Source organism: Nocardia sp. NPDC003963 (assembly GCF_053605105.1).
Window position 1 is genome coordinate 47,137 of record NZ_JBSGIP010000019.1, and the last position, 23,168, is coordinate 70,304.

At 69.1% G+C, this 23,168-nt stretch carries 20 protein-coding genes; 9 read left to right on the plus strand and 11 right to left on the minus strand.

What is annotated here, in order from left to right:
- Positions 1-20 precede the first annotated feature (20 nt).
- Entirely contained in the window at positions 21-647 is a 627-nt protein-coding gene (locus ACWEWT_RS24710; RefSeq protein ID WP_452562345.1) for a TetR/AcrR family transcriptional regulator, read from the plus strand.
- On the opposite strand, the gene ACWEWT_RS24715 is transcribed toward ACWEWT_RS24710, so the two are convergent.
- Both ACWEWT_RS24715 and ACWEWT_RS24720 read right to left on the minus strand, forming a co-directional pair.
- Positions 644-3,532 carry a sacsin N-terminal ATP-binding-like domain-containing protein gene (locus ACWEWT_RS24715; RefSeq protein ID WP_452562347.1) on the minus strand — a complete coding sequence of 963 codons (2,889 nt, stop codon included), beginning with the start codon at positions 3,530-3,532 and terminating at the stop codon, positions 644-646. The two genes, ACWEWT_RS24710 and ACWEWT_RS24715, sit on opposite strands and share 4 nt — an antisense overlap.
- A 356-nt stretch (positions 3,533-3,888) precedes the next feature.
- A complete protein-coding gene (locus tag ACWEWT_RS24720) occupies positions 3,889-5,181 on the minus strand; it encodes a DUF3027 domain-containing protein (protein ID WP_452562348.1) in 1,293 nt (430 codons plus the stop codon).
- 17 nt (positions 5,182-5,198) lie between these two features.
- Here ACWEWT_RS24720 and ACWEWT_RS24725 point away from each other — a divergent pair, with 17 nt between their 5' ends.
- From ACWEWT_RS24725 to ACWEWT_RS24735, 3 genes are all read left to right on the plus strand, one after another.
- Positions 5,199-5,972 (plus strand): glutaminyl-peptide cyclotransferase, encoded by a 774-nt coding sequence (locus ACWEWT_RS24725; RefSeq protein WP_452562350.1) that lies wholly within the window; start codon positions 5,199-5,201, stop codon positions 5,970-5,972.
- 693 nt (positions 5,973-6,665) lie between these two features.
- On the plus strand, positions 6,666-8,399 hold the full coding sequence (locus ACWEWT_RS24730; RefSeq protein WP_452562352.1) for an MFS transporter: 1,734 nt from the start codon (positions 6,666-6,668) through the stop codon (positions 8,397-8,399).
- Positions 8,396-8,902 carry a DUF2771 domain-containing protein gene (locus ACWEWT_RS24735; protein ID WP_452562354.1) on the plus strand — a complete coding sequence of 169 codons (507 nt, stop codon included), beginning with the start codon at positions 8,396-8,398 and terminating at the stop codon, positions 8,900-8,902. Before ACWEWT_RS24730 ends, ACWEWT_RS24735 begins: the two co-directional genes overlap by 4 nt.
- Before the next feature lie 58 nt (positions 8,903-8,960).
- On the opposite strand, the gene ACWEWT_RS24740 is transcribed toward ACWEWT_RS24735, so the two are convergent.
- Entirely contained in the window at positions 8,961-9,380 is a 420-nt protein-coding gene (locus ACWEWT_RS24740; protein ID WP_452562413.1) for a cold-shock protein, read from the minus strand.
- A gap of 187 nt (positions 9,381-9,567) precedes the next feature.
- Between ACWEWT_RS24740 and ACWEWT_RS24745 the strand changes: the two genes are divergently transcribed.
- Complete coding sequence (locus ACWEWT_RS24745; protein WP_452562356.1) at positions 9,568-9,813, plus strand: hypothetical protein; 246 nt, start codon at positions 9,568-9,570, stop codon at positions 9,811-9,813.
- Between the two features lie 379 nt (positions 9,814-10,192).
- Positions 10,193-10,852, plus strand: a complete 660-nt coding sequence (locus ACWEWT_RS24750; protein WP_452562358.1) for a transglycosylase family protein — start codon at positions 10,193-10,195, stop codon at positions 10,850-10,852.
- Between the two features lie 71 nt (positions 10,853-10,923).
- On the opposite strand, the gene ACWEWT_RS24755 is transcribed toward ACWEWT_RS24750, so the two are convergent.
- Positions 10,924-11,112 (minus strand): hypothetical protein, encoded by a 189-nt coding sequence (locus tag ACWEWT_RS24755; protein WP_452562360.1) that lies wholly within the window; start codon positions 11,110-11,112, stop codon positions 10,924-10,926.
- A gap of 151 nt (positions 11,113-11,263) precedes the next feature.
- Here ACWEWT_RS24755 and ACWEWT_RS24760 point away from each other — a divergent pair, with 151 nt between their 5' ends.
- Entirely contained in the window at positions 11,264-13,537 is a 2,274-nt protein-coding gene (locus ACWEWT_RS24760; protein ID WP_452562362.1) for a helicase-associated domain-containing protein, read from the plus strand.
- Positions 13,538-13,561: 24 nt separating this feature from the next.
- Here ACWEWT_RS24760 and ACWEWT_RS24765 read toward each other — a convergent pair whose 3' ends face one another.
- The 3 genes from ACWEWT_RS24765 to ACWEWT_RS24775 form a co-directional block, all read right to left on the minus strand.
- Positions 13,562-14,965 (minus strand): M1 family metallopeptidase, encoded by a 1,404-nt coding sequence (locus tag ACWEWT_RS24765; RefSeq protein ID WP_452562364.1) that lies wholly within the window; start codon positions 14,963-14,965, stop codon positions 13,562-13,564.
- A gap of 157 nt (positions 14,966-15,122) precedes the next feature.
- Positions 15,123-15,791, minus strand: coding sequence for a DUF3239 domain-containing protein (locus ACWEWT_RS24770; protein WP_452562366.1), 669 nt, complete (start codon positions 15,789-15,791; stop codon positions 15,123-15,125).
- A 40-nt stretch (positions 15,792-15,831) separates the two neighbouring features.
- The gene (locus tag ACWEWT_RS24775; protein ID WP_452562367.1) at positions 15,832-17,502 is read right to left on the minus strand and encodes a DNA repair helicase XPB; all 1,671 of its coding nucleotides are present in this window, start codon (positions 17,500-17,502) and stop codon (positions 15,832-15,834) included.
- 466 nt (positions 17,503-17,968) lie between these two features.
- Here ACWEWT_RS24775 and ACWEWT_RS24780 point away from each other — a divergent pair, with 466 nt between their 5' ends.
- Positions 17,969-18,613 (plus strand): LysE family translocator, encoded by a 645-nt coding sequence (locus ACWEWT_RS24780; protein WP_452562369.1) that lies wholly within the window; start codon positions 17,969-17,971, stop codon positions 18,611-18,613.
- 9 nt (positions 18,614-18,622) lie between these two features.
- Here ACWEWT_RS24780 and sigJ read toward each other — a convergent pair whose 3' ends face one another.
- Positions 18,623-19,552: an RNA polymerase sigma factor SigJ gene (sigJ, locus tag ACWEWT_RS24785; protein ID WP_452562414.1), complete on the minus strand. Its 930-nt coding sequence runs from the start codon at positions 19,550-19,552 to the stop codon at positions 18,623-18,625.
- Between the two features lie 117 nt (positions 19,553-19,669).
- Here sigJ and ACWEWT_RS24790 point away from each other — a divergent pair, with 117 nt between their 5' ends.
- Positions 19,670-20,233, plus strand: a complete 564-nt coding sequence (locus tag ACWEWT_RS24790; protein WP_452562416.1) for a GNAT family N-acetyltransferase — start codon at positions 19,670-19,672, stop codon at positions 20,231-20,233.
- A gap of 99 nt (positions 20,234-20,332) precedes the next feature.
- On the opposite strand, the gene ACWEWT_RS24795 is transcribed toward ACWEWT_RS24790, so the two are convergent.
- The 3 genes from ACWEWT_RS24795 to ACWEWT_RS24805 form a co-directional block, all read right to left on the minus strand.
- Positions 20,333-21,424 (minus strand): 3-deoxy-7-phosphoheptulonate synthase, encoded by a 1,092-nt coding sequence (locus ACWEWT_RS24795; protein WP_452562370.1) that lies wholly within the window; start codon positions 21,422-21,424, stop codon positions 20,333-20,335.
- 255 nt (positions 21,425-21,679) lie between these two features.
- Positions 21,680-22,147: a carboxymuconolactone decarboxylase family protein gene (locus tag ACWEWT_RS24800; RefSeq protein ID WP_452562372.1), complete on the minus strand. Its 468-nt coding sequence runs from the start codon at positions 22,145-22,147 to the stop codon at positions 21,680-21,682.
- Positions 22,148-22,246: 99 nt separating this feature from the next.
- The gene (locus ACWEWT_RS24805; RefSeq protein WP_452562374.1) at positions 22,247-23,125 is read right to left on the minus strand and encodes an oxidoreductase; all 879 of its coding nucleotides are present in this window, start codon (positions 23,123-23,125) and stop codon (positions 22,247-22,249) included.
- Positions 23,126-23,168 lie beyond the last annotated feature (43 nt).

Consider the following 23,168-nt stretch of genomic DNA (forward strand, 5'->3'; position numbering starts at 1 on the left):
AGCGGGTCAGACTCGCTCAGGTGTCCTCCCGATTGAGCGTCGAAGAACGACGGGCCCACCTGATCGAGGCCGCGATCGGCCTTGCCGAGAAAAAGGGAGTCGCGGGGGTGACCACCCGCGACGTCGCTCAGGCCGCGGGCGTCTCACTAGGCGTGGTGCACTACTGCTTCGAGAACAAAGACGCGTTGATGACCGAGCTGGTCAAGGCGCTGTCGATGGAGTTGCGCGATTCGGTGGACGCGAACGAATCGGTCTGGCAGGAGGCGGGCAGCGGTAACGCCGCATTACGCGATCTGCTGCGGGCCGGGCTGGAACTCATGTGGCTCAATATCGAAGCCACTCCGGAACGGCAGTTGCTCACCTACGAAACCACCACCTACGCGCTGCGCGAAGGCGAACAGACTCCCGCCAAACTGGCGATCGCCCGGGAACAGTACAACTTCAACGATTCGACGGTCGCCGATATCCTCGACCATGCCCGCGACGCCACCGGCAGTACGTTCCGGGTTCCGGTCTCCCAGCTCTCGCGGTTCACGCTCAGCGTGATCGACGGCCTCGTGCTGCGCTGGCTGGTCGACAACGACAGCGAAAGCGTTCGCACGCAACTGGATCTGCTCGCCCAGGCGCTGGCCGGGCACGCGGACTAGCTCCCGGCCGGTCGGCCGAGGTGGTCCGGCCGCAGCACATGGGTCGCGGTACCGTCGCGCCACCACGGGACGGTCACCGTCCGGTTCACCGCACCCGTCAGCCGGATACGCAATTCGTCGTGCAGGATCAGCGGTCCGTCCTGGGGCGGTAAGGCGAAGAGCCGGCGCAGCACCACGCCCAGCGGCTCCACGGTCCAGTCCGTCTCGCGTCCCGCGTCGAGGACTTCGGCCTCGACCTGTTCGGATACCAACGGTAGGTCCAGCAGCGCGGCCAGATCGGCGGCGGTCCCCGGATCCGCCACGACCAGCCGGTCCGCCGGCACCGCGAGACCGAACCAGGGCCGGTCCAGCACCAGTGCGTCACCGGCGTCGATCACCGCGCCGGACAGTGCCCGCACCCGGTCCGGCGGGTCGAGTGCGGTGAGATCCAGACGCGGTACGGCCGCACCCAGCCGGGTATGCGCCAGCGACACCACTTCCGCCGCCGGCGACCTCCCGCTGTCGGCCAATGCCTCCAGCAGCGTTTCGACCAGCGCACTATCCAGGGCGCCGGGATCGGCGAGACAGCCGCGCAGCGCGTCGAGATCGACAGCGGACAACCCGGTGATCGGGAGTTCCGGTAGCAGTCCGGCGAATTCGGTATCCGCCGGATGGCGGTAGCCGCCCAGCGCGATTCCATCGATTCGCGCGTAATGGCGCAACCACCACGCCGTGTATCCGTCCGGGTCGCCCAGGAGCGGCCGGGTGCGTTCGGTGGTCAGCAGACGCCAGAGCGCCTCCGGCCAGGCCGCGTCGTCCACCAGATCGAGATCGCGCACCGCGACCAGCTCGGCGGGGTCCTCGGAGAGGCCGGCCCACCAGGTCTCCTCGTCGTCGAGGTGGTGGTCGGGACCGGTGGGGTCGGTTTCGGCGACCACCCCGAAATCCCAGCCGACCCCGATCGCCCGCAGCGCCCCGGCACCGTATTCGGCGACCACATCCCCGGCGACGACTCCGAACGGTGAATCGGGGGCCAGCAGTTCGATCAACGGGGCGTCCGGTAGCAGCAGCTCGTCGGCCGGCCGTGTACCGCCGGAGCTGTCGGCCAGTTCGAGCATGCCGAGCCAGTCCGGAAGTCCGGTCGTCTCCGCGGCCGCGGCCAATCGCAACACCGCCTCGATCGTCTCCGGATCGGCGGGGTGTTCGGACAGTTCCGCCTGTAATGCGGGATCGGACAGCAGATCCGCCACCCCGGCCTGCCGAGCGCCGAGCCGAGCCAGCAGCGGATGGGCCGCTTCCGGATGCACCAGTCGCGCCCAGTGCACGGGTACGGCGGCGGGCAGTGCGGCGAGCTCGTCGTCCAGCACCACCGTCCGCGGACCTGTCACCAGCCGCCCGTCGGCCAGGGGCACCGGCAGCGCGCCGAGCTCCTCCACCGTCAGCGGGTCGGTGACGAACGGCTCCAGCGCGGAGTAGAGAGCGAACCACCAGGCGGGAGACCGTTCCAGTCCGGCACAGAGTTCCGCGAGGCGGGCCGGACCGAGCCGGTGCACCTCCAGCGCCGCGAGTGCTTCGGCGTACCGCGCACCCGACAGGTCCGGGACCACCAGCGGATCGAGCACTCCGCCCAGTAGCCCGGCCAGTTCGGGTGTGAGGTCGGGGTACACACTCGCCCGCGCGGGTACCGCCACCCGGCCGCCGGACCCGTCGGTGTCCCCGGTCCGGGGCATCTCGTCGCCGCCGGCATCCGACGGCGCGTCGACCACCGGGAGCCAGGTACCGGTCCGCAGTTCACGCAGGATCGCCTCGCGCAACAGCCCGTCGGTCTCGCTGCGTGCGAAAGCCGGCGCCGGCACCAGCACCAACCGCTGCTGCCGGGGCAGAGCGCGCGCGAAATCGGCGTAACCGGCCGCCAGGTCGGCGAGACGGTTCCCGGGCAGCACCCGGCGGCGGTCCGGTTGCATGGCGATATCGGCGACGAGCACCGCCGGAAGCGACAGTTCCTCGTCCGAACGGGTCGGTGCCCGCAGCACATCGGGGGCGGCGGGCACCGGAACGCCGTCACGCAACGGCAGCAGCCAGCGCGCCCACGCGGTCCGGAACTGCCACCACACCTGTTCGGTCCCGGGCCCGCTGATCCGCAGTTCACTCACTCCCGCGAACCCCGAATCTCCGGTTTCGGCGCGGACGATATCGTCACCGATCTCGATTTCCCGCAGCGCGGGCAACTCCAGCAGCAGATCCGCGGCCTCGGCGCGCATGGATTCGAGCAGTGCGGTGGGATCGACGTCCTCGCGCAGCGACAGCACGATCTCGGTCGCGGAACCCGCGCGGGGGGCGGCGGCCACGGGCCAGGCCAGCCGGAGCACCGGCGGTACGAAGTCGTTCCCGGCCGCCGGCGCGGCCACGCCGGCGGCGGTCAGCGCCGCCCGGGTGAGTTCCCGGGAAAAGAGCAGCGAACCACTGGTGGAACGGAATTCGAGTTCCTCGCTCACCGTGAGCACGGCGGTGAAACCGACACCGAATCGCCCGGTCTCGCCTCCACTCCCGGATTTTCCCGACGCGCGCAGGGCGGTCAGCGCGTGTACCCCGGATATATCCAGCGGGGCGCCGGTATTGGCCACCGTCAGCGTGCGTCCCGTACACCGTACGGTGATCCGGCCCGGTACGCCGGCCTTCACGGCCGCGTCGGCCGCGTTCTGCGCCAATTCGGTCAGCAGCCGGTCGCGGTAGCCGGCACGAACCAGATCCGCCTCGGTGGCCGCGTCCTCCCGCAACCGGGTCGGCGAATCACGCCAGGCGGCCAGCACCGCGGCGCGCAGCCCCGCCGTATCGAAGGGATCCACGGCGCCGGCGTCCGTTTCCACTGGTCCGAACGTATCGCCCACCGCACCGGTCTCGCTCACCCGAGTCAGCGTACGTGCCCGGCCGCACCGGTCACGCCGCGCACGGCACGGTCCGTGACCATCTCTGGAAAACCGCGGCGACCCGGGCGATCGTGTCCGGCGACGCCGCGCAGCAGCCGGGTCCAGGAGAGGAATCACGGCGGCAGTCCACGAGGTCGTTTGGCCGTGCGCGGGAACCGGGCTCCGGGACTGGGGCGATCTCAGTGGGACCGGGCACCGGCGACTTCGCACCACTCCGGCACGGTGACAGTCGGAAGGTCGTGAAACAGGGCTCACCCGGCCGGTGCGGCGATCCACGAATCGGATCGGGCTTCACGCTGGAGTGCCCGCGCGCCTGCTACTGCTGGTCCTCCGCCCTACTGCTGGTCCTCCGGCCTATCGGCGGTTTCGGGGCCGGTCGCTTCCCCGGTCGCCGGATCCAGCGGAGAACTGTCGGCGGGGGCGGGGCTGCCCGCTGCCGAATCGACCGGTGCAGAGCCGGCCACCATGGAGTCGTCCGTTGCGGCGACCGGATCGGCGGTGGAGGGCTCGGCGGATCGGGCGACGCCGGACTCATCCGTGGGTCCACCGATGGTGCCGGTCGATCGGGCAGCCGGATCGAGCGCGGCCTCGGCCACCGGGTCGGCGACGGATTCGACGGCCGGATCGGCGGCAGGCGCCGGGGCGGCGGTTTCGGCGGACGGGTCCGCCGGGGAATCGGAGCTCGAATCGGCGGCGGATTCGACCGCCGTCGGCTCGGCATCGGTCGTGGCGGCCCGTCCGGCCGCTCGGTCGCCGATACCCGCTTCGCCGGCGGCCTGCTCCGCCACTGGTGGGACAGCGGTTCCAGCCGGTTCCGCCGCCGCGGGGTTGTCGGCACCGGCCGACTCTTCGGTCACGCTCGCGGCCTCGGCAGCCGGCTTCGGCGCCACGGCGACCACTTCGATCGCGGCATCGTCGAAGGCCTGATAGAGCGGTGAACCGGCACCCGTCGGCAATCGGGTGTCCGAATGAGCACCGCAGCCGTACGCCATATGCACCACATGCCCGTCGGCGCCCATCGCGTTCGCGCAGACCCCGAAGCAAGCCCGGAGCGCGCCGGCCAGGGGCAGGTAGAAACCGCAGCTCGCGCAGGAGCCGGGCGCGGCCTTGGCCATCTCGGTATCGGGGCCGTACTCGGAGTACCAGCGGTCGGCCGCATCCTCCCGGCCCTCTCGGCTGAGGACCTGTTCACGGCCCAGCCCTACTTGACCGGCGACTTCGTCGACCTCGGGATCGCCGGTCGCGGTATAGCCGGGGGCGAGCCGCGAATCGCCGGCGGGCGGAGCCAGCAGATCGCCGGGTGCCAGGTCACCCGGGCGGATGCGCTGGTCCCACGGTACGAAGTCCGGCGCGATCAACGCGTCGGGGCCGGGCAGCAGCGCCGACTCGCTCACGGTCACCCGGTCGGTGTCCGGTGCGGCGGCCACCACCACTGCCCACTGCCACCCGTGATAGCCGGGCAGAGTGGCCTCGAAGCGGTGGGTGGCCGAACATTCGTCCTCGGCGCGGACTCCCAGATGCGCTCCGACACCGGTCGGCTCCAGGTCCACAAGCGCACTACGAGCCAGCTCGACGGCCCCTGCCAGGATCGTCCGCATCTCGCTGTCCGAAACAGATACTGCGCTCACGGACTACATTTTGCCGTATGGAGCACACTCGGCGTACCTGGGTCGGTGCCGCGCTCGTCTGCTTGCTCGCGGCGGCCGCTTGCGGGGACACCGACGACGCGGTGCCGCGCCTGGATATCGAGGTACTGGCGACCCATCGGCACGACCTCGGCGCGTTCACCCAGGGCCTGGAGATCGACGGTGAGGTGCTGTACGAGAGCACCGGAATGGTGGGGTTCTCCGGTATCCGCACCACCGATCGCGATACCGGCCGGGAGCTCGCCCGTGTCACTCTGCCACCACCCTTCTTCGGGGAAGGGATAACCCTGGCCGGGGACACGCTGTGGCAGATCACCTGGAAAGAAGGGGTCGCCTTCGCGCGTGACCCGCAGACGCTGGCCGAGCGGCACCGGGTGGAATACGCGGGTGAGGGCTGGGGCCTGTGCACCCGGAACGGGCAACTGATCATGAGCGACGGATCGGCCGGACTCACCTTCCGCGACCCGGTGACCTTCGCGCCCACCGGGTCGGTGGAGCTGACCAGCCATACCGACGCGCGGCTGAACGAACTCGAATGCGCGGCGGACGGTTCGGTCTATGCCAACACCTGGCCGACCGACGAGATTCTCCGGATCGATCCCGAGACCGGGCGTGTCCTGGCCGTCGCCGACGCCGCCGGCTTGCTGCCGCCCGCCGAACGCGCGCAGACCGATGTGCTCAACGGTATCGCCCAGATCCCGGGCACCGACCGTTTCCTGATCACCGGAAAGTATTGGCCGACGGTGTTCGAGGTCCGTTTCGTCCCGGCCTGATCCGGCGCGCCGGCACAGCGACAGATCTCACTTTCCGGCCGGTGTGAGCAGGGCGGCGTTTGCGGGTCACCGCCGTGGGCCAGAATTGATGATGTGCCCACTTCCCGCGAACCCTCCGGTTCCGATCGCGGTCGGTGGCCCGCCGGCGAGTCTCCGCCACCACAGCGGCATCCAGGTTTCGACCGCTATCCCCCGCCGAACGTGCCACACCGCCATCACGAACCCGACCCCGATCCCCGGCCCACCCCACCGCCGACCCGTCCCCTGCCCACCGAATCCGGCGGCACACGGCCGGACGGCGGGTCGTCACGGTCGGCGCGCGGTGATCGCCGGATCCCCCCGGTGGTGGAGGACCGGAACCACTCGGCAGGGCGGGAGGGCCGGTTCGCTCGCATACTGGGCTCCCTGAGCGGGTCGCGCGGGACGGCCCGGACCGATCCGCCGACCGAACGGCGGACCGCCGAACCGAACGGCACCGCGTTCTACCCCGGCGACAGACAGCCGTGGACCGGCACCGAGCGCGGGCCGTCGGCTGGTGGTTACGCGCCGGGTGGTTCCACGACGGGAAATCCCGTCCCGGGAAGTCCTGTCCGGGGTGGCTCCGTCCCGAGACCCGGCGACACCGCTCCGACCGCCGGCGGATCCGGCCCGCGGGAAGGTGGGTCCGTACCCCGTCCCCGGCCAGGGAAGCCGGTGGATCACCGAACTCCCGGCGCGGATTCCTCCCCCGGCCCCGGAGCGCTGCGCAAACCGGGCGGATCCGGCGCGGGCGCTCGTCGACCGCTCCCGAGCGAGGCCCGCCGAGAGCCCTGGGACCGCCCGGCTCCGGACGCCGCTACGCGCGATCGCACCGAACCGGTCGCCGGCCCGCGCGCGACCGGGGCGGGCGGCGCGGGATCCGAAGAACCGGCACCGACCAAGGAGTATCCGAGCGCCGATACCGGTCCGGCCGATACCGGTCCGGCCGATGCCGGTCCGGGGGACGACGCCGAGGATCGCCGCGTCCCTCGCAAGCTCACTGTCACCCGGGTCGCGGCCATGCGCGGGCGCGAGATCACCGAGAAAGGTATCGCCACCTTCCGGCGGGCGGCCGAAGCCGACGGCGCGGATAAATCCGGGCTGACGGCGCTCACCTACGCCACCATGGCGAACTTCGCGCTGGACGCCGCGATCGCGGTCGCACTGGCCAATACGCTCTTCTTCGCCAGCGCGACCGCGGAGAGCAAGACGAAGGTCGCTCTGTATCTGCTGATCACCATTGCCCCCTTCGCGCTCATCGCACCGCTCATCGGCCCGGCCCTGGACCGGCTGCAGCGCGGCCGGCGGTTGGCGCTGGCCAGTTCGTTCGCCGTACGCGCGGTCCTGGCGGTGGTGCTGATCTTCAGTTTCGACAGCTGGGTGCTGTACCCGCTGGCGCTGTGCATGATGGTGCTCAGCAAATCGTTCGCGGTGCTCAAGAGCGCGGTGACGCCCAGAGTCCTGCCCCCCGATATCGACCTGGTCCGTACCAACTCGCGGCTCACGGTCTTCGGATTGGTCGGCGGCACCCTCGGCGCCGGCGGGCTCGCCGGCGCGATCGCCGCGATCGCGGGCTCGACCGGGGCGCTGATCCTGGCCACCGGAATAGCGGTCGGCGGGGCGTATCTGAGCTGGAAGATCCCGCGCTGGGTGGAGATCACCGAGGGCGAGGTACCGACCACCCTCGGCTACCACGCCCGCGATGCGGATACCGAGGTGTTCGACCCAGCCACCGAATCCGCGATACCGGCGCGCAAACGCCGTCAGCCACTGGGGCGCGCGGTGGTCACCGGGCTGTGGGGCAACGGCAGTATCCGGGTACTCACCGGATTCCTGACCTTCTATATCGCCTTCGTGGCCAAAGCGACCGAACACCGCCCGGTACAGCAGGCGGCGATGCTGGGGCTGGTGGGCGCGGCGGCCGCCGTCGGTAATTTCGCCGGCAACGCCACCGGCGCACGGCTGCGGCTCGGCCGGCCCTCGCTGATCGTGGTGAACTGCACGATCGGCTGCACGGCCGTGGCCGTGCTGGCGGTGCTGATGGACAACCTGTTCGGTGCGGCGGTGGCCGCGCTGGTCGCCGCGGGGGCGAGCGCGCTGGCCAAAGTCTCTCTCGATGCCGCCATCCAGGACGATCTACCGCCCGAGTCGATCGCGTCCGGGTTCGGCCGCTCCGAAACCGTCCTGCAACTCAGCTGGGTGATCGGCGGCGCGGGCGGAGTCCTGCTCCCGACCGACTACTGGAAGGGCTTCGCGGTGGTCAGTGCGGTACTGGTCGGCGGTCTCGTCCAGACTGTGCTGAGTTATCGCGGCTTCAGCCTGCTGCCCGGCCTCGGTGGCCGCCGGCCGCTGCACGCCGAACAGGAAGTTCCGCACTACGACCCCCCACGAGGAGAAGCCGCCCGGTGAGTACGAACAAAGTCCGCACGACCCTCGCGCTGGCACTGGCCGGAATCCTGGTGTTGGTGGCCGCCACCGCCGGCGTGGTCTGGTTGCTGGCGCGCAACGCCGAACCGAAGGACCCGGAACTCACCGCGTATGCGCACGGCACCACCGTCACGGTCCCGCCGTTCCGCTACTGCACGGTGCGGATGCAGGACTGCCGGCAGGGCGAAACCGTTTTCCTGGAGGTACCGGCCGGTAATCCGTTGCAGATCTCGCTGCCCGACGAACTGGTGACCAGCCCCTGGGAACTCTTGCCGCTGTACGCCCGCGAAAACGGTGAGCTGATCGAGCGGCCGAGTTCCTACCGGGATCATCCGGCCGAGACCCGCGCGCTGACCGTCCGGTCCGAGCCCGAACCGGGGCTGGAACTGGTCGGGGTGGAGCTGCAGGTGATGATCATCGCGATCGACGAGGCCGGTAACGAATTCCCCATCCCGCACGCGGTGTGGTCGATCAAGACGGCCTGAAACGGAAGCGGGCCGACCGGATGATCCGGCCGGCCCGCGAACGTTCTCGCACGAGGTATCAGCTGTCGAGTTCCCGCGCCACCGCGCGGACGACCTCCGAGATGCGCTGGGCGGTCTTGCGATCCGGATAGCGACCTTTGCGCAGATCCGGCTGAACTTTCGCCTCCAGCAGCGTGATCATGTCCTCGACCATGCCGTGCAGTTCGTCGGGGCTGTGCTTACGCGCGACCGGTTCCTTGCGCGCGCCGCGCTCGTGGTTCTGCCGCACCGACGGGGGCGCCTCCACCAATTTCAGGCTCAGCGCCTGCGGCCCGCGCCGACCGGCCGCCATCCCGAATTCGACCCGCTGACCGGGTTTGAGCGTTTCGACGCCCTGGGGCAGCGCGGACGAGCGGACATAGACGTCCTCACCCTCGTCCTGGGAAAGGAAGCCGAAGCCCTTTTCCACGTCGTACCACTTCACCTTGCCGGTCGGCACTGCGCTCATCCGTTCGTCTGTTCGGCGCCCGGCCCTCGGGCCCGGGCACACTCGTCTACTGGAACCCGCTGGTGACAGGCCCTTGTCTCTACTAGAAAAACGCGCCCCACAAGCATGCAGGACGCGAGATCATTGCGAGTCTACCCCGGTGGGTACAGCGCCAGCACATCAGTTTTACGGTCGAACAGTGACGAATTCCGCCGATCCGCGGCCCTCCGGCCCTCCGTCCGGGCGCACCCCCGGCAACTGGTTACTCCAGCTCGCGCTGGGGCTTTTCGCTCTCGGGCTGTTGTCCGTCGTGGCGATCTTCCTGACACCGATCCTCACCGACGGCGAGCCCGGGCTCTGGTTGTACCTGGGCGCGATGCTGGCTCCGGTCGGCTTCGTCGCGGCGTTGATCTTCGCGCTGCGCTCTGGTCGCCGGTCCAGGTGACAACTGTCCAATACCCGGCCGTGTCGCGACCCAAGCGTTATGTGATGATAATCACATAACGGCCCGATAACGGTGCCGCGTGTCCGGCCCCCGGTCCACAGCGCGGCTCTACTAGCTGCGCAGAGTCCGCACCCGGCCACCGTGACCGCTCCGCAACCCATCCGCACACGCCGGTTACCAAATAGTGATTTTTCGCCGGGAACGTCGTACCGTCTACCCCAGCCGGGCACACCGGCCCACCGGCCCGCCGCACCGAACCTCGCCCCGCGGGTACCGGAACCCAACGGAAACCAAGAGGGGTGAGGGCGGGACGGGCACCCTCTCAGCCTGGACCCGAGCGAAGACCTCGCAGGTGCGTACGAGAGGAAGACGAACCCGAATGAGTGGACGCCATCGCAAGCCCACGAATACCGGTCGCACTGTGGCCAAGGTCGCCGTTACCGGCGCCATGATCAGCGGTGCGGGTGTAGCCCTCGCCGGTACCGCCAGCGCGGCACCCGACTCCGACTGGGATCGACTCGCACAGTGCGAAGCCGGCGGCAACTGGGCCATCAACACCGGTAACGGCTATCACGGCGGACTGCAGTTCTCGCAGAGCACCTGGCAGGCCAACGGCGGCGGAGACTACGCGCCGACCGCGAACCAGGCCAGCCGCGAACAGCAGATCGCGGTCGCCGAAAATGTACTCGCCTCGCAGGGCTGGGGCGCCTGGCCTTCCTGCTCGTCTTCGCTGGGACTGAGCAGCGGCTCGACCCCCCGCGAGACCCCGGCCGATACCCCGGCCGTGCAGACCGAGACCGAAACCCCCGACACTCAGGCTGCGCCGGGCGCACCGACCCAGGCTCAGGCCCAACCGCAGACACAGACCCAAGAGGTCTACACCGCCGTGGATCGCGCGCTCGCCGCCGTCCAGGCCCAGGGCGTCCAGGTTCCGCAGCCCGCGCTGGATCTGTTCGAGGCCGTCAAGGCCGGCACCCCCCAGCTGGACTCCGGACTTCTCAACGTCTTCGAAGCCAACAAGGGCCTGCTGCCCTCCTGAACGGGCACCCCTGCTACGAAAGAACCCCGCTTCACCGACTCAGGTGACGCGGGGTTCTTTCGTTCGTCCGCTCAGCGGTTGATCACTGTTTGCGGGTGCAGATACGGCAGCTGGTCGGCAGCCACCGGGAACTCGGTGTCCTCGCCGAAGGGCGAGAGATTACCGGAGCGGGACGACGACAACTCGGTGACAGCGTGCTCACCATCGGCCACCTGGGGCCAGCCGTTGTCGACGTAGGGTTTCTTCGATTTGTTCACCACCTCATCATTCTGGCACGGCCGCGTCGCGGACCCATACGTCAACCGCCTCCGTGACACACAGCGCACACCCGACCGGCCCGGCGGGCCGCGCTCCGACGATCCCCGGCCCGCACCCGCACCGAACCCACGGCCCCGGACTAGTCTGGACCGGATGACCGGCCAAGACTCGTTCACCGCCTGGCTCGGTACCCGATCCGACGCACAGCTGGTGGCTCTACTGGAACGTCGGCCCGATCTCGCGGTACCCCTGCCCGCCTCCATGGCGGTGCTCGCCGCCCGCGCCGAACAACGCGCCTCGGTACTGCGCGCGGCCGACGATCTGGGCACCGTCCCGTTCGCGATCGTGGAAGTTCTGGCGCTGCACACCGCGGGCGGCGGTGAGCCGCTGACCCGTACCGAACTCAAACGCGCACTGCGTCCCCGGGCCAAGGCGGCGACGGTGGACGCGGCCGTCACCGAGCTGGCCGATCGGGCGCTGCTCTGGTTCGACGGCGACCGGATCCGCCTGGTGCCGGCCACCGCAGAGGCGCTGCCGTGGCCACTCGGCAGCGGTGCGGACTCCGCCGGGGCGCTCACCGAACCGGAGATCACCGCGGCACTCCCCCTCCTCGCTCCCGCCGAGCGCGCGCTGCTGGACAAGCTCGCCGCGACCGGCCCGCGCGGGCGTACTCGCGATGCCGCGCCGGACGCGCCGGAAGACCGCCCGGTGCCGCGGCTGCTGACGGCACGGCTGCTGCGGCGGATCGACGACGAGACGGTGGAGCTGCCGCCCGCCGTGGCGCAGCTGCTGCGCGGCGAACCGATCACCGACCCCTACCGGCTGGCCGAACCGGAACCGCGGGCGACTCCGCATCAGCCGGCCGAGGTCGACGGCGTCGGCGCGGGCGAGGTCGGCGAACTGCTCCGGCACTGCGCGGCAATCCTCGACGTGCTGGGCCAGCTGCCCGCGCCGGCGCTGCGGGCAGGCGGGCTGGGGGTGCGCGAACTGCGCCGGCTGGCCAAGACCGCCGGAATCGACGAAACCCGGGCCGGCCTGCTGGTGGAACTGCTGGCAGCGGCGAAGTTGATCGAGAAAGGCTTCCCCGATCCGGCGCCGGAAGCCGACGCCGACGATTTCTGGGCGCCCACCCCGGCCGCGGATTCCTGGCTGGAGGCGCCGGCCGCGCGACGCTGGGTCCCGCTCGCGCATGCCTGGCTGGAACTGGACCGGAATCCGTGGATGATCGGTCTGCGCGATGCCGCGGACAAACCGCTGGCGGCGCTCGCCCACGAATTACGGGTGCCCTACGCGGTGCGGGACCGGCGAACCGTCCTCGAAACTCTGGCCGAGCAACCTTCCGGCACCGAACTCGATCCCGCGGACCTGGCCCGCCTGCTCGCGTGGCGCACCCCGCGACGCCGTCGGCATTTCCGCCGCCCGGTGATCGACAACACGCTGTACGAGGCCGCCGCACTCGGTCTGATCGGCCGCGGCGCCCTCACCGCCGCTGCCCGGGCGCTGCTGACCGATACCCTCGCGGCCGCCGAATCCGCGCTGGAGGCCTCTCTTCCCGATCCGGTCGACCATGTCCTGGTCCAGGCGGATCTGACAGTGGTGGCACCGGGACCGCTCACCGCCGACCTACAGCGCCGCATCGAACTCGTCGCCGATGTGGAATCGGCCGGGGCGGCCACCGTCTACCGGATCGGGGAACCGACGCTGCGCCGCGCGCTCGACGCCGGTCTCACCGCGGCGGAACTGCACAGCCTGTTCGACCGGCATTCCCGAACCCCCGTCCCGCAGACGCTCACCTATCTGATCGATGATGTGGCGCGGCGGCACGGCCGATTGCGGGCCGGGATGGCGCAATCGTTCGTGCGCAGTGAAGATCCCGCCCTGCTCGCCCAGGTGCTGGCTTCCCCCGTGGCCGACACCCTGGCCCTGCGGGGTATCGCACCGACGGTGGCGATATCCCAGGCGCCACTGGGCGAGCTCTTCGAACACTTGCGCGCGGCCGGTTTCGCGCCCGCCGGCGAGGATGCCTCCGGCGCGATCGTGGACCTGCGGCAGCGCGGTGCGCGAATCAGTGTGCGTCCCCTGGCCCGGCAGCCGTATCGGCCGTCCCCGCCGACGACCGATCAACTGGAACTGCTCGTCACCGAACTGCGTGCGGGCGAGCGCGCGGCCACCGCCACCTCCGGACAGACGGTGCGCAGCGACGGCACCCGCACCAGTACGGCCGCCGCCCTGGCCCTGCTCCAACTGGCGGCCCGAGTGCGCCGGCAGGTACATATCGGCTACGTCGACGCGAAGGGCACGGCGATCCAACGGGTTGTCGAGCCGGTACGGGTCGGCAACGGTCAACTCGACGCGCTGGACCCGGTCACCGGAACGGTCCGGCAGTTCACCCTGCACCGGATCTCGTCGGTCGCGCTGCTCGAATAGCCGTCCGGCCCGGCCCCGGACCGCTCAGCCGCGCAGCGAACCCGGATAGAGATACTGGTCCGGCGGCGGGGTGGTACCGCGCAACCAGGCGTCGAGGAATCCGGTGAGATCGGTCGGCGATCGGGACTGGATGAAGGTGCGGAATTCCGGCATCGAGGCATTGCCGTAGGCATGCACGGTGGCGAATTCCCGCAGCGCGTCGAAGAACACACTGTCCCCCAGCTGTTTACGCAACGCGTGCATGAACAGCGGGCCTCGGTAGTAGACCGAGGTGAACATATCCTCCGGTCCGGGATCCTGCAGCGGGATTTCCCAGAATTTCGGTTTCCCGAGCATCTCCCGGATCGTATCGCGGTATTCGGCGTCCACATCGGCACCTTCTGTCCGCTCCGGCCAGAGATAGTCGGCGGTATAGCTGGCGATACATTCGTTGAGGCAGATATCGGACCAGCTCTGCACCGATACCGAATCTCCCCACCACTGATGGGCCGTCTCGTGCACCACGGTGTTCAGATCGGCCCACGACGCGTAGGTGGGCCGGGTCTGGGTTTCCAGGGAGAACGGGATCTCGGCGGCCAGGAATATGCCACCACCGGTATCGAACGGATACGGACCGTAGAGACCTTCGGCGAAATCGAGGACCTGCGGAAGCTTTTCCTCGAACCGGCGCAATTTCCCGGCGCCCGGCGCGAACGCGCTCAGCAGCGGGGTGCCGTTCGCGCGGCGCTGCTCCAGGTATTCGAAGCGATCGATGGCCACGGTGGTGAGGTAGCCGATCACCGGATACCGCTGCTCCCAGCTCACCGTGCGGAAACCGTCACGCACCTCGTCGCGTACCCGATCGCCCCCCGACATCACCTGCCATTCCGCGGGAACGGTCGCGTGCAGGGTGAAGGTGGCCTTGTCCCGCGGGGAATCGTTGAGCGGATACCAGGTGGAGGCCGAATGCGGTTGTCCGGCGGCGAATACGCCGCCGGTAGGGGCATAGGTCCAGCCCTCGCCGCGGGTATCGGGAGCGGTACCCGCGTAATCGACGGTAACGGTGAACGGCAGGCCGGGCAGTAGCGGAAGCGCCGGGCGTACGACCAGTTCGTGCGGTTTCTGCCATTCGAAACCGGCGGGCGCGTTGTTCACCCGCACCGCGCGCACGGGTGGCCCACTGTAATCGAGGTTGAAGGCCGTCAGTGGCTGGGTGGCGACGGCGTCGATCCGAGTCGACGCGGTGAGCTGGTGATCGGCCGGGTCGTAACCGAGGGTCACATCGTAGTGGGCTACGTCGTATCCGCCGTTGCCGTCCTTCGGGAAGTAGGGGTCACCCAGCCCCGGCGAACCCGCCAGCGACGCGGACGATGTCTGCGCGGCGGCCGGAACCAGAGCCGGGCTCGACAATACGACCACCGCGGCGATCAGCCAGCGGGTGAGCCTCATCCGATTCCACCTTCCGTACTCGACTCGTGTTCTCCCGACAACCCCGCTCGACGAGGTTAGTCGCAAACACCCCGGGATTCCCGGACCTCGGAAAACGCGGCGCGCGAGTACTTCCCGGTCCGGCTGCGATCACCTCGCGCGGCACCGCGTACCGCGGTCAGGTACCGAGCTCCTCCGGCAACCGGCCCGGATCGAGCAGCAGCCGTTTGGCCGCGCTGCGGTGGACCTGTTCGGCGAGCGCGAGATTATCCGCGAGCACCCGCCATTCGATCTCGGCGATGGCCGAACGCGCCCGGTCGATCACCGCCGTATCGGTGGTCCCCCAAGCGATCGGCATCGCCTCGACCGGGAGCCAGCGTTCCCCGATCGAACGAGTGGTCCGGTCACCGCGGACCGCGACCGCGGGTACCCGCTCCCCCTCGGTCACCCGATGCCCCGGCAACTGCCGTACCTTCCTGGTGACCAGCGCGTACCGCGACTCGCCGGTATCGCGGCGATCGACATTCACCAACGCGAGCAGCACCGTGCCGCGTGACCGGATCGGTGCGACCACCGCCGGCACCAGCTCACCTTCGGCATAGAGCCGGGCGATACCGGCCCGGCGCGGCGCCCACAGCGCCACCCACAGCGCTGTCGCCGAACCCAGTGCAGCGGCGAGGGCCAGCGGGTAGGACCAGGGGTGCCCGAGCCACACCAGATAGGCGGTGGCGAGTGCGGCACCGACGGCGGCGGGGACCGCGGCGATCCGCACCCGGCGGCGTCGAGCGACTACTTCGTTGACCGCGTGGGCGTGCCGGCGGTCCACCGCGAATTCGAAGCGTCGCACGTCGCCATTCCTAACACAATTCGTCGAGTTCGGAACGCCCTTATTGCTCGCCGGGCCCGATGGCGGGTCCCAGTAGATCGTCGGCATCCGTTATCCGATAGGCGTAACCCTGTTCCGCGAGAAAACGTTGCCGATGCGCAGCATAATCCGCGTCCAGAGTGTCGCGCGCCACCACGGAATAGAAATGGGCCTGTCCACCGTCCTGTTTCGGCCGCAGCAACCGGCCCAGCCGCTGGGCTTCCTCCTGCCGCGAACCGAAAGTTCCGGAGACCTGCACCGCCACCGACGCCTCCGGCAGATCGATGGAGAAATTCGCGACCTTGCTGACCACGAGTACCGGGATCTCGCCGCGGCGGAAAGCGTCGAAAAGGGCCTCGCGTTCCTTGTTCTTCGTCGACCCCTGGATCACCGGGGCGTCCAGGGCGGTGCCCAGTTCCTCCAACTGGTCGAGATATGCGCCGATGACCAGAGTGGGTGCCCCGCGGTGCCGGTCCAGGACGGATTTCACCACCGCGATCTTGGTGTGCGCGGTGGAGCAGAGTTTGTAGCGTTCCTCGGGTTCGGCGGTCGCGTAGGCCATCCGTTCGGCATCGGTCAGGGTGACCCGGACCTCGATACATTCGGCCGGGGCGATCCAGCCCTGCGCCTCGATATCCTTCCACGGCGCGTCGTAACGTTTGGGGCCGATCAGCGAGAACACATCACCCTCACGGCCGTCCTCGCGGACCAGGGTCGCGGTGAGACCGAGCCGGCGCCGCGACTGCAGATCGGCCGTCATCCGGAACACCGGGGCGGGCAGCAGATGCACCTCGTCGTAGATCACCAGACCCCAGTCCCGGCTGTCGAACAGTTCCAGATGCTTGTACTCACCCTTGGATTTGCGGGTGATCACCTGGTAGGTGGCGATGGTGACCGGCCGGATCTCCTTGCGTTCCCCGGAGTACTCGCCGATCTCCTCCTCGGTGAGCGAGGTCCGCGCCAGCAGTTCCCGGCGCCACTGCCGGCCCGCGACGGTATTGGTCACCAGGATGAGGGTGGTGGCCTTGGCCCGCGCCATCGCGGCCGCGCCCACCATCGTCTTACCGGCACCGCACGGCAGCACCACCACACCGGACCCGCCCGCCCAGAACGAATCGGCGGCCATCTCCTGGTAATCGCGCAACTGCCAGCTCGCGTCCTGGAAGTCCAGATCGATCGGATGGGCTTCACCGTCGACGTATCCGGCCAGGTCCTCGGCGGGCCAGCCGATCTTGAGGAGCTGTTGTTTGATGTGCCCGCGCTCGGACGCGTGGACCACCACCGTGTCCTCGTCGATTCGCTCACCGAGCATGGGGGCGATCTTCTTGTGCCGCAGCACCTCGGCCAATACCGCGCGGTCCAGGCTGACCAGGGTCAGTCCGTGCGCCGGATGTTTGACCAGCTGCAGCCGCCCGTACCGCGCCATCGTCTCGACGATATCGACGAGCAACGGCTGGGGAACCGGGTAGCGGGAGTGCCCGACCAGGGCATCCACCACCTGCTCCGCGTCGTGTCCGGCGGCCCGGGCGTTCCACAGGGCGAGCGGTGTCACCCGGTAGGTGTGCACATGTTCGGGCGCACGCTCCAGTTCCGCGAACGGGGCGATCGCCTGGCGCGCCACATCCGCGAGTTCGTGATCGACCTCCAACAGGACTGTCTTATCGCTCTGCACGATCAGCGGCCCATCCGCCACGGGACACCTCCTCACCTCGGCTGCCGCCCATTGTCCCCGAAACCCCCGACAGTGTTGTCGGCGCGCTGGCGCGCGCGGGGTCGAGGCCCCCTGGTGTCCCGTCGTTCAGGCCTCGAGACTCGCGCCTTCGGCGCATGCGATGTGCGGTGGGCCGTCCGTGGAAGGTGACCTTTGAGCACCTTCGGCCAAGGGGCGGGACGGGCCTCAACCCTTCGAGGTGTCTCGTAAGACACGACTCATGCGGGGCGCGGTGGCATGTTGTGTCCGGTCGGTCGATCGACTGGTACGGACTTGCATCCGAGATTTCTGTCGGAGCTGAGTGACGGATCCGGTCGCCACCGCACCGGGTCGCGACACGGGCCGTCTTTCACCGACCGGCGGTTCCGTGATGAGCGGCTCCTGACCCCGTCCAGTAGGTGTGAACTGGCCCGCGACAGGGCCCACCGGCACGGCCAGTATGGGAGCCATGATCGAAATCGCGGCGGCGGCCGGGGTGGCGGTGGCCGCGCTCGGGCTGGTCCTCACTCCCGGTCCGAACATGATGTACCTGGTTTCACGCACGATATCGCAGGGCCGGCGCGCCGGAATGATCTCGCTGACCGGTGTCGCCGCCGGTTTCGGTGTCTACCTGACCGCGGCCGCGACCGGGATAACCGCGGTGTTCACACTGGTCCCGGCGCTTTACACAGGACTGAAGGTGGCCGGCGCCGCCTATCTGCTGTGGCTGGCCTGGCAGGCGATCCGGCCGGGCGCGGTTTCGGTGTTCACGCCGGAGCCGCTGCCCCGCGATCCGGCCCGGCGGCTGTTCACTATGGGGTTGGTCACCAATCTGCTGAACCCGAAGATCGCTGTCATGTATCTGGCGCTGATTCCGCAGTTCGTGGCCCCCGGAGCGGGTCCGGTGTGGGCACAGAGCCTATGCCTCGGGGCGGTCCAGATCACTGTCGCGCTGGTAGTGAACGCCCTGATCGTGTGCACGGCGGGAACCGTGGCCGGGTTCCTGGGCGGGCGGCCGCTCTGGTTGCGGGCGCAGCGCTTGCTGATGGGTTCGGTGCTGGGGACGATGGCGGCGCTACTGCTCACCGACCGGGCCCGGCCGGCTGCCGCCTGAGACGTCCGGTCAGCCCAACCGGATCCCGCTCAGTTTCGCCGGGTTGGCGTGATCGTAGGCACCCCGGACCACCCCGTCCACCACGGTGAATCCCATGATCCGCGCGGGGAATCCGGGATGGTCGCCGTCGCCCGCGCGGGCATGGACGAGCACTCCGAGTTGCCCGTTGACCCGCACGAACTCCATGGTCTCGGCCACGAAGTCCACACCCGACCCGTCCAGCCCGTAGCGACGGATGAGGCCGAGGAACAGCCGGGCGACCTTGTCCGGGCCGAAGATCATATTGCGCGCGGTCTGGGTGGTACCGCCGGAATCGCCGATCATCACCGCGTCCGGATGCAGTACCGCGGCCACAGCCCGGGCGTCGCCGGTACTCAGTGCGACGAGCAGTTTGTGTACCGCTGCCTCGTGATCGCTGTCGGCGGCGGCGGGCGGGGTCTGTTCCCGGACGACCTTGCGCGCGCGGGCGGCCAGCTGCCGGGCGGCTTCTGGGGTGATATCGAGGATCCCGGCGATTTCACCGTAGGGAACCGCCAGCCCCTCGTGTAGTACGAAGGCCACCCGTTGCGGCGGCGTGAGCTGGTCCAGAACCACCAGCGCCGCCATCCGGAACTCCTGGCGCTGCACCACCGAGGCCAGTGGGTCCGCGCCGGGGGCACCCGACAGTGGCGTCACCACCGGTTCCGGAAGCCACTGGCCCACATAGCTTTCCCGGCGTACCGCGGCGCTGCGCAATCGGTCCAGGCAGAGCCGGGAGACCACGGTGGTCAGCCAGGCGCGCAGATCCTCGATCTCCGATTGCGAGGTGCCGGTCAGCCGCAGCCAGCTCTCCTGGACGGCGTCCTCGGCGTCGGCGACACTGCCGGTCAGCCGGTAGGCGACCGCCAGCAGATGTCCACGATGGGACTCGAACAGGTCGGCGAGAAGCGCGGCTACCACCGCCGGAATTCTACGGAGCGTCACCGCCCGGGCGGGCAGCGGCCCGGAGGTGGGGCCACCGAAATTCGGATGCCGGAGTGCGTCGCGAACTGCCACCATCATGAGATGGAGGAGCGCGTGTTGACCGATGGGGCCGCCTGGTTGAGTCCGCCGAGGGATTCCGATATCGAGGCGATCGTCGAATGCTGTCAGGATCCGGTGATCGCCCGGTGGGTGACGATTCCGGTTCCTTACGGCCGCGCCGATGCCGAATACTTCGTCCACACCAGATCGGCCGAGGGGTGGGCCGGTAAGAGCCCGGCCTGGGCCATCCGGCTCGGTGAGCACGGCCGTCTCGTCGGCACCGTGGGTCTCGGAGTCCGCGCGCGGGACGAGGGCTCCGCCGAAATCGGCTACTGGGTCGCCGCCGGATACCGACGGCAGGGACTGATTTCCCGGGCCATCACGCTGGCCTGTGATTTCGGTTTCGACCCACAGGGTATGGGCCTGACCCGCATCCACTGGCGCGCCTTCGTCGGCAACCATGCCTCCGCCGCCGCGGCCCGCAAACACGGATTCCGCTACGAGGGGCTGGCCCGGCTCGGCAGTGTGCTGCGTGGAGACCGCCGTGACCATTGGATGGCCGCCAGGCTGAACACCGATCCACCCGGTCCGGCGGACGGATGGCCGGCCGGGGTCTGATCCACGGAATTCGGGGTGCCCGCCGGATTCCGCGGCCGCCGCCGACTCGGCCGCTCGCGCCGCGGACCGTATGGTCCGTCCGGCGCAGCGACCGTGTCGTCAGCGCCGGCGGCGCCGGTCGACGGCGTCGGCCAGCCGATCCAGCTGGGCGGCGGTGGTATCCCAGTCCATGCAGGCATCGGTGATGGACTGACCGTAGGTGAGGTCGGTCGACCGGCCCAGGGTGAGATCCTGGCGACCCTCGACCAGGAAGCTCTCCAGCATCACACCGACCACACCGGGTTCCCCGGCGGCCAGCCGCTCGGCGATATCGGCGACGACCACGGGCTGGCGTTTGTGATCCTTGTTGCTGTTGCCGTGGCTGGCGTCGACGACGATGCGCTGTGCCAGTTTCGACTTCTCCAGCCGCGCGCACGCATCGGCGACGGAGGCGGCGTCGTAGTTGGTGCCGTTGGAACCACCACGCAGGATCACATGGCAGTCCTCGTTACCCGCGGTCCGGATGAGCGCGGAACGGCCGTCGAGATCGGTGCCCGGGAAGACGTGGCTGGCGGCGGCCGCCCTGACCCCGTCCACCGCGACCTGCACATCACCGTCGGTCCCGTTCTTGATACCGACCGGCATGGACAGCGCGCTGCTCAACTGCCGGTGCACCTGACTGGCGGCGGTACGCGCGCCGATCGCGCCGTAGGAGACCAGATCCGAGATGTACTGCGGGGTGATCGGGTCGAGGAATTCGCAGGCCACCGGCAGCCCCAGCGCGGTGATATCGAGCAACAGCTGACGGCCGATCCCCAGGCCGGTGTTGACGTCGAAGCTGCCGTTGAGGTGCGGATCGTTGATCAGGCCTTTCCACCCCAGCGTGGTGCGCGGCTTCTCGAAGTAGACCCGCATCACCAGATGCAGCCGGTCGGACAGGTCCGCCGACGCGGCGGCCAGGCGCCGGGCGTAGTCGAGGGCGGCGGCGGGATCGTGTACCGAGCAGGGACCGACGACCACCATGAGACGGTCGTCGAGCCCGTTGAGGACATCGACGGTGGATTTGCGTCCGGCGCGCACGATGGTGGCGTGATCGTCGGTGATGGCGTGGACGCGGCGTACCTCGGCGGGCGAGCGTAACGGGCTCACACTGAGAGTTCGCTGATCGTCCAGATCGGAATGGTGGGCGTCGATATCGACTGCGGTTGTCATCGTGGGTGGTGTCCTTCTCGTTCGGGCCGACCCACGGAAACATCTACCCGTCGAGCCGGTCTTATCCGGCTCGGGGTGAACTGGTCAGCGCGCGTGGTAGCCGCAGACCGACCCGCCCCGGGCCGGCTTGCTAAACCAGAAATACACGCGCTGCACGATTGGTCACGGTACCAGGCGGCCGACCGGAGAGGTCGGTCCGGGGCGGAATAGCCCGAAAGAAAGTGATACTCAACACAATTCCGCCCCGGTAGGGTTTCAGAACATGCCGGGCTCGTAGTTACCGGCCGGCGTGTGGGCGATGGCATTGAGCCGGTTCCACGCGTTGATGGTCGCGATCGCGACGAGCAAACCGCCGACCTGGTCCTCGTCGTAGTGTTTGCGGACACGCTGCCAGGTGTCCTCACTCACCCCGCCGCCGTCGGCCAGCCGGGTACCCGCCTCGGTGAGTTCGAGCGCGGCGCGTTCGGCTTCGGTGAACACCGTCGCCTCCCGCCACGCGGCGACCAGGTTGATCCGCAGCGAGGTCTCTCCGGCGTGCAGGGCGTCCTTGGTGTGCATATCCAGGCACATCGCGCAGCCGTTGATCTGGCTGGCGCGAATCTTCACCAGTTCGTAGGTGGCGGCGGGCAGACCCGAGCCCTCGGCGACCTTACCGGCGGTGACCAGCCGCTTGACGTAGCTCGCGGTGACCTTGTTCTCGAAGAGATTCACGCGGGGTTCCATATCCGGGCTCCTTTCGTTCCTGCCTTGTCACAGAACAGACGAAGTACCGAACTCAGATGTGACATCCCGCCCGGAGATCACCGTGCGCGGACTACCGGATCAGGCCGAGAAATCGAATTTCACATCGGTCGAGCGCTCCGAGAGCTCCCAGAGCGAACGAGCGGTGAGCTGGTCTTTCGCCCGTTTGGAACAACCGGAGCGACCCGGGTGGCCACGCATTCCGCCCAGGCCGGTGGGCCCGTAGTACGCGCCCGGTTCGACGGTGGCGGTCGCGGCGAAGAGTTCGGGCAGGGCGCCCATCTCCGCGCTCTGCGCGAACACCTTGTTGCCGATACTCATCACCGAGTCGAGCACGGTCTCGGTATGCGATTGGAGGTCGGTGGCCGCGTAACCCGGATGGGCCGCCACCGACAGTTTCGCCGAGCCCGCCGCGGTGAGCCGGCGCTGCAGCTCGAAGGCGAAGAGCAGATTCGCCAGCTTCGACTGCCCATAGGCCGACCAGCGTTTATAGGGCCGCCGCTCCCAGTTGAGATCGTCGAGATCGATGGCGCCCGCGGCGTGCGCACCGCTGGACAGCGTGACGATCCGCTCCCCGATCTTGCCCAGCAACAGCCCGGTCAGCGCGAAATGACCCAGGTGGTTGGTACCGATCTGCATCTCGAAGCCGTCGGCGGTCCGTCGCAGCGGTACCGCCATGACGCCGGCATTGTTGATCAGCACATCGGCGCGGTCCACCCCGGCGGCGAACTCCCGGACCGAGGACAGATCGGCCAGATCCAGGCGCCGGACCTGCGCACGCTCGCCGATCTCGTCGGCGACGGCCTGCCCTTTGCTCGTATTCCGGCAGGCCAGGATCACCTGCGCCCCGGCGCCGGCCAGGGCACGCGCGGCGACCGCGCCCAGCCCGCTGTTGGCACCGGTGATGATGAAGGTTCGACCCTGCTGATCGGGGATGTCCCCGACGCCCCAACCACTCATGTGGCGAGTCTAATGCGCTGCGGCGATATGCACCGGGCACGAC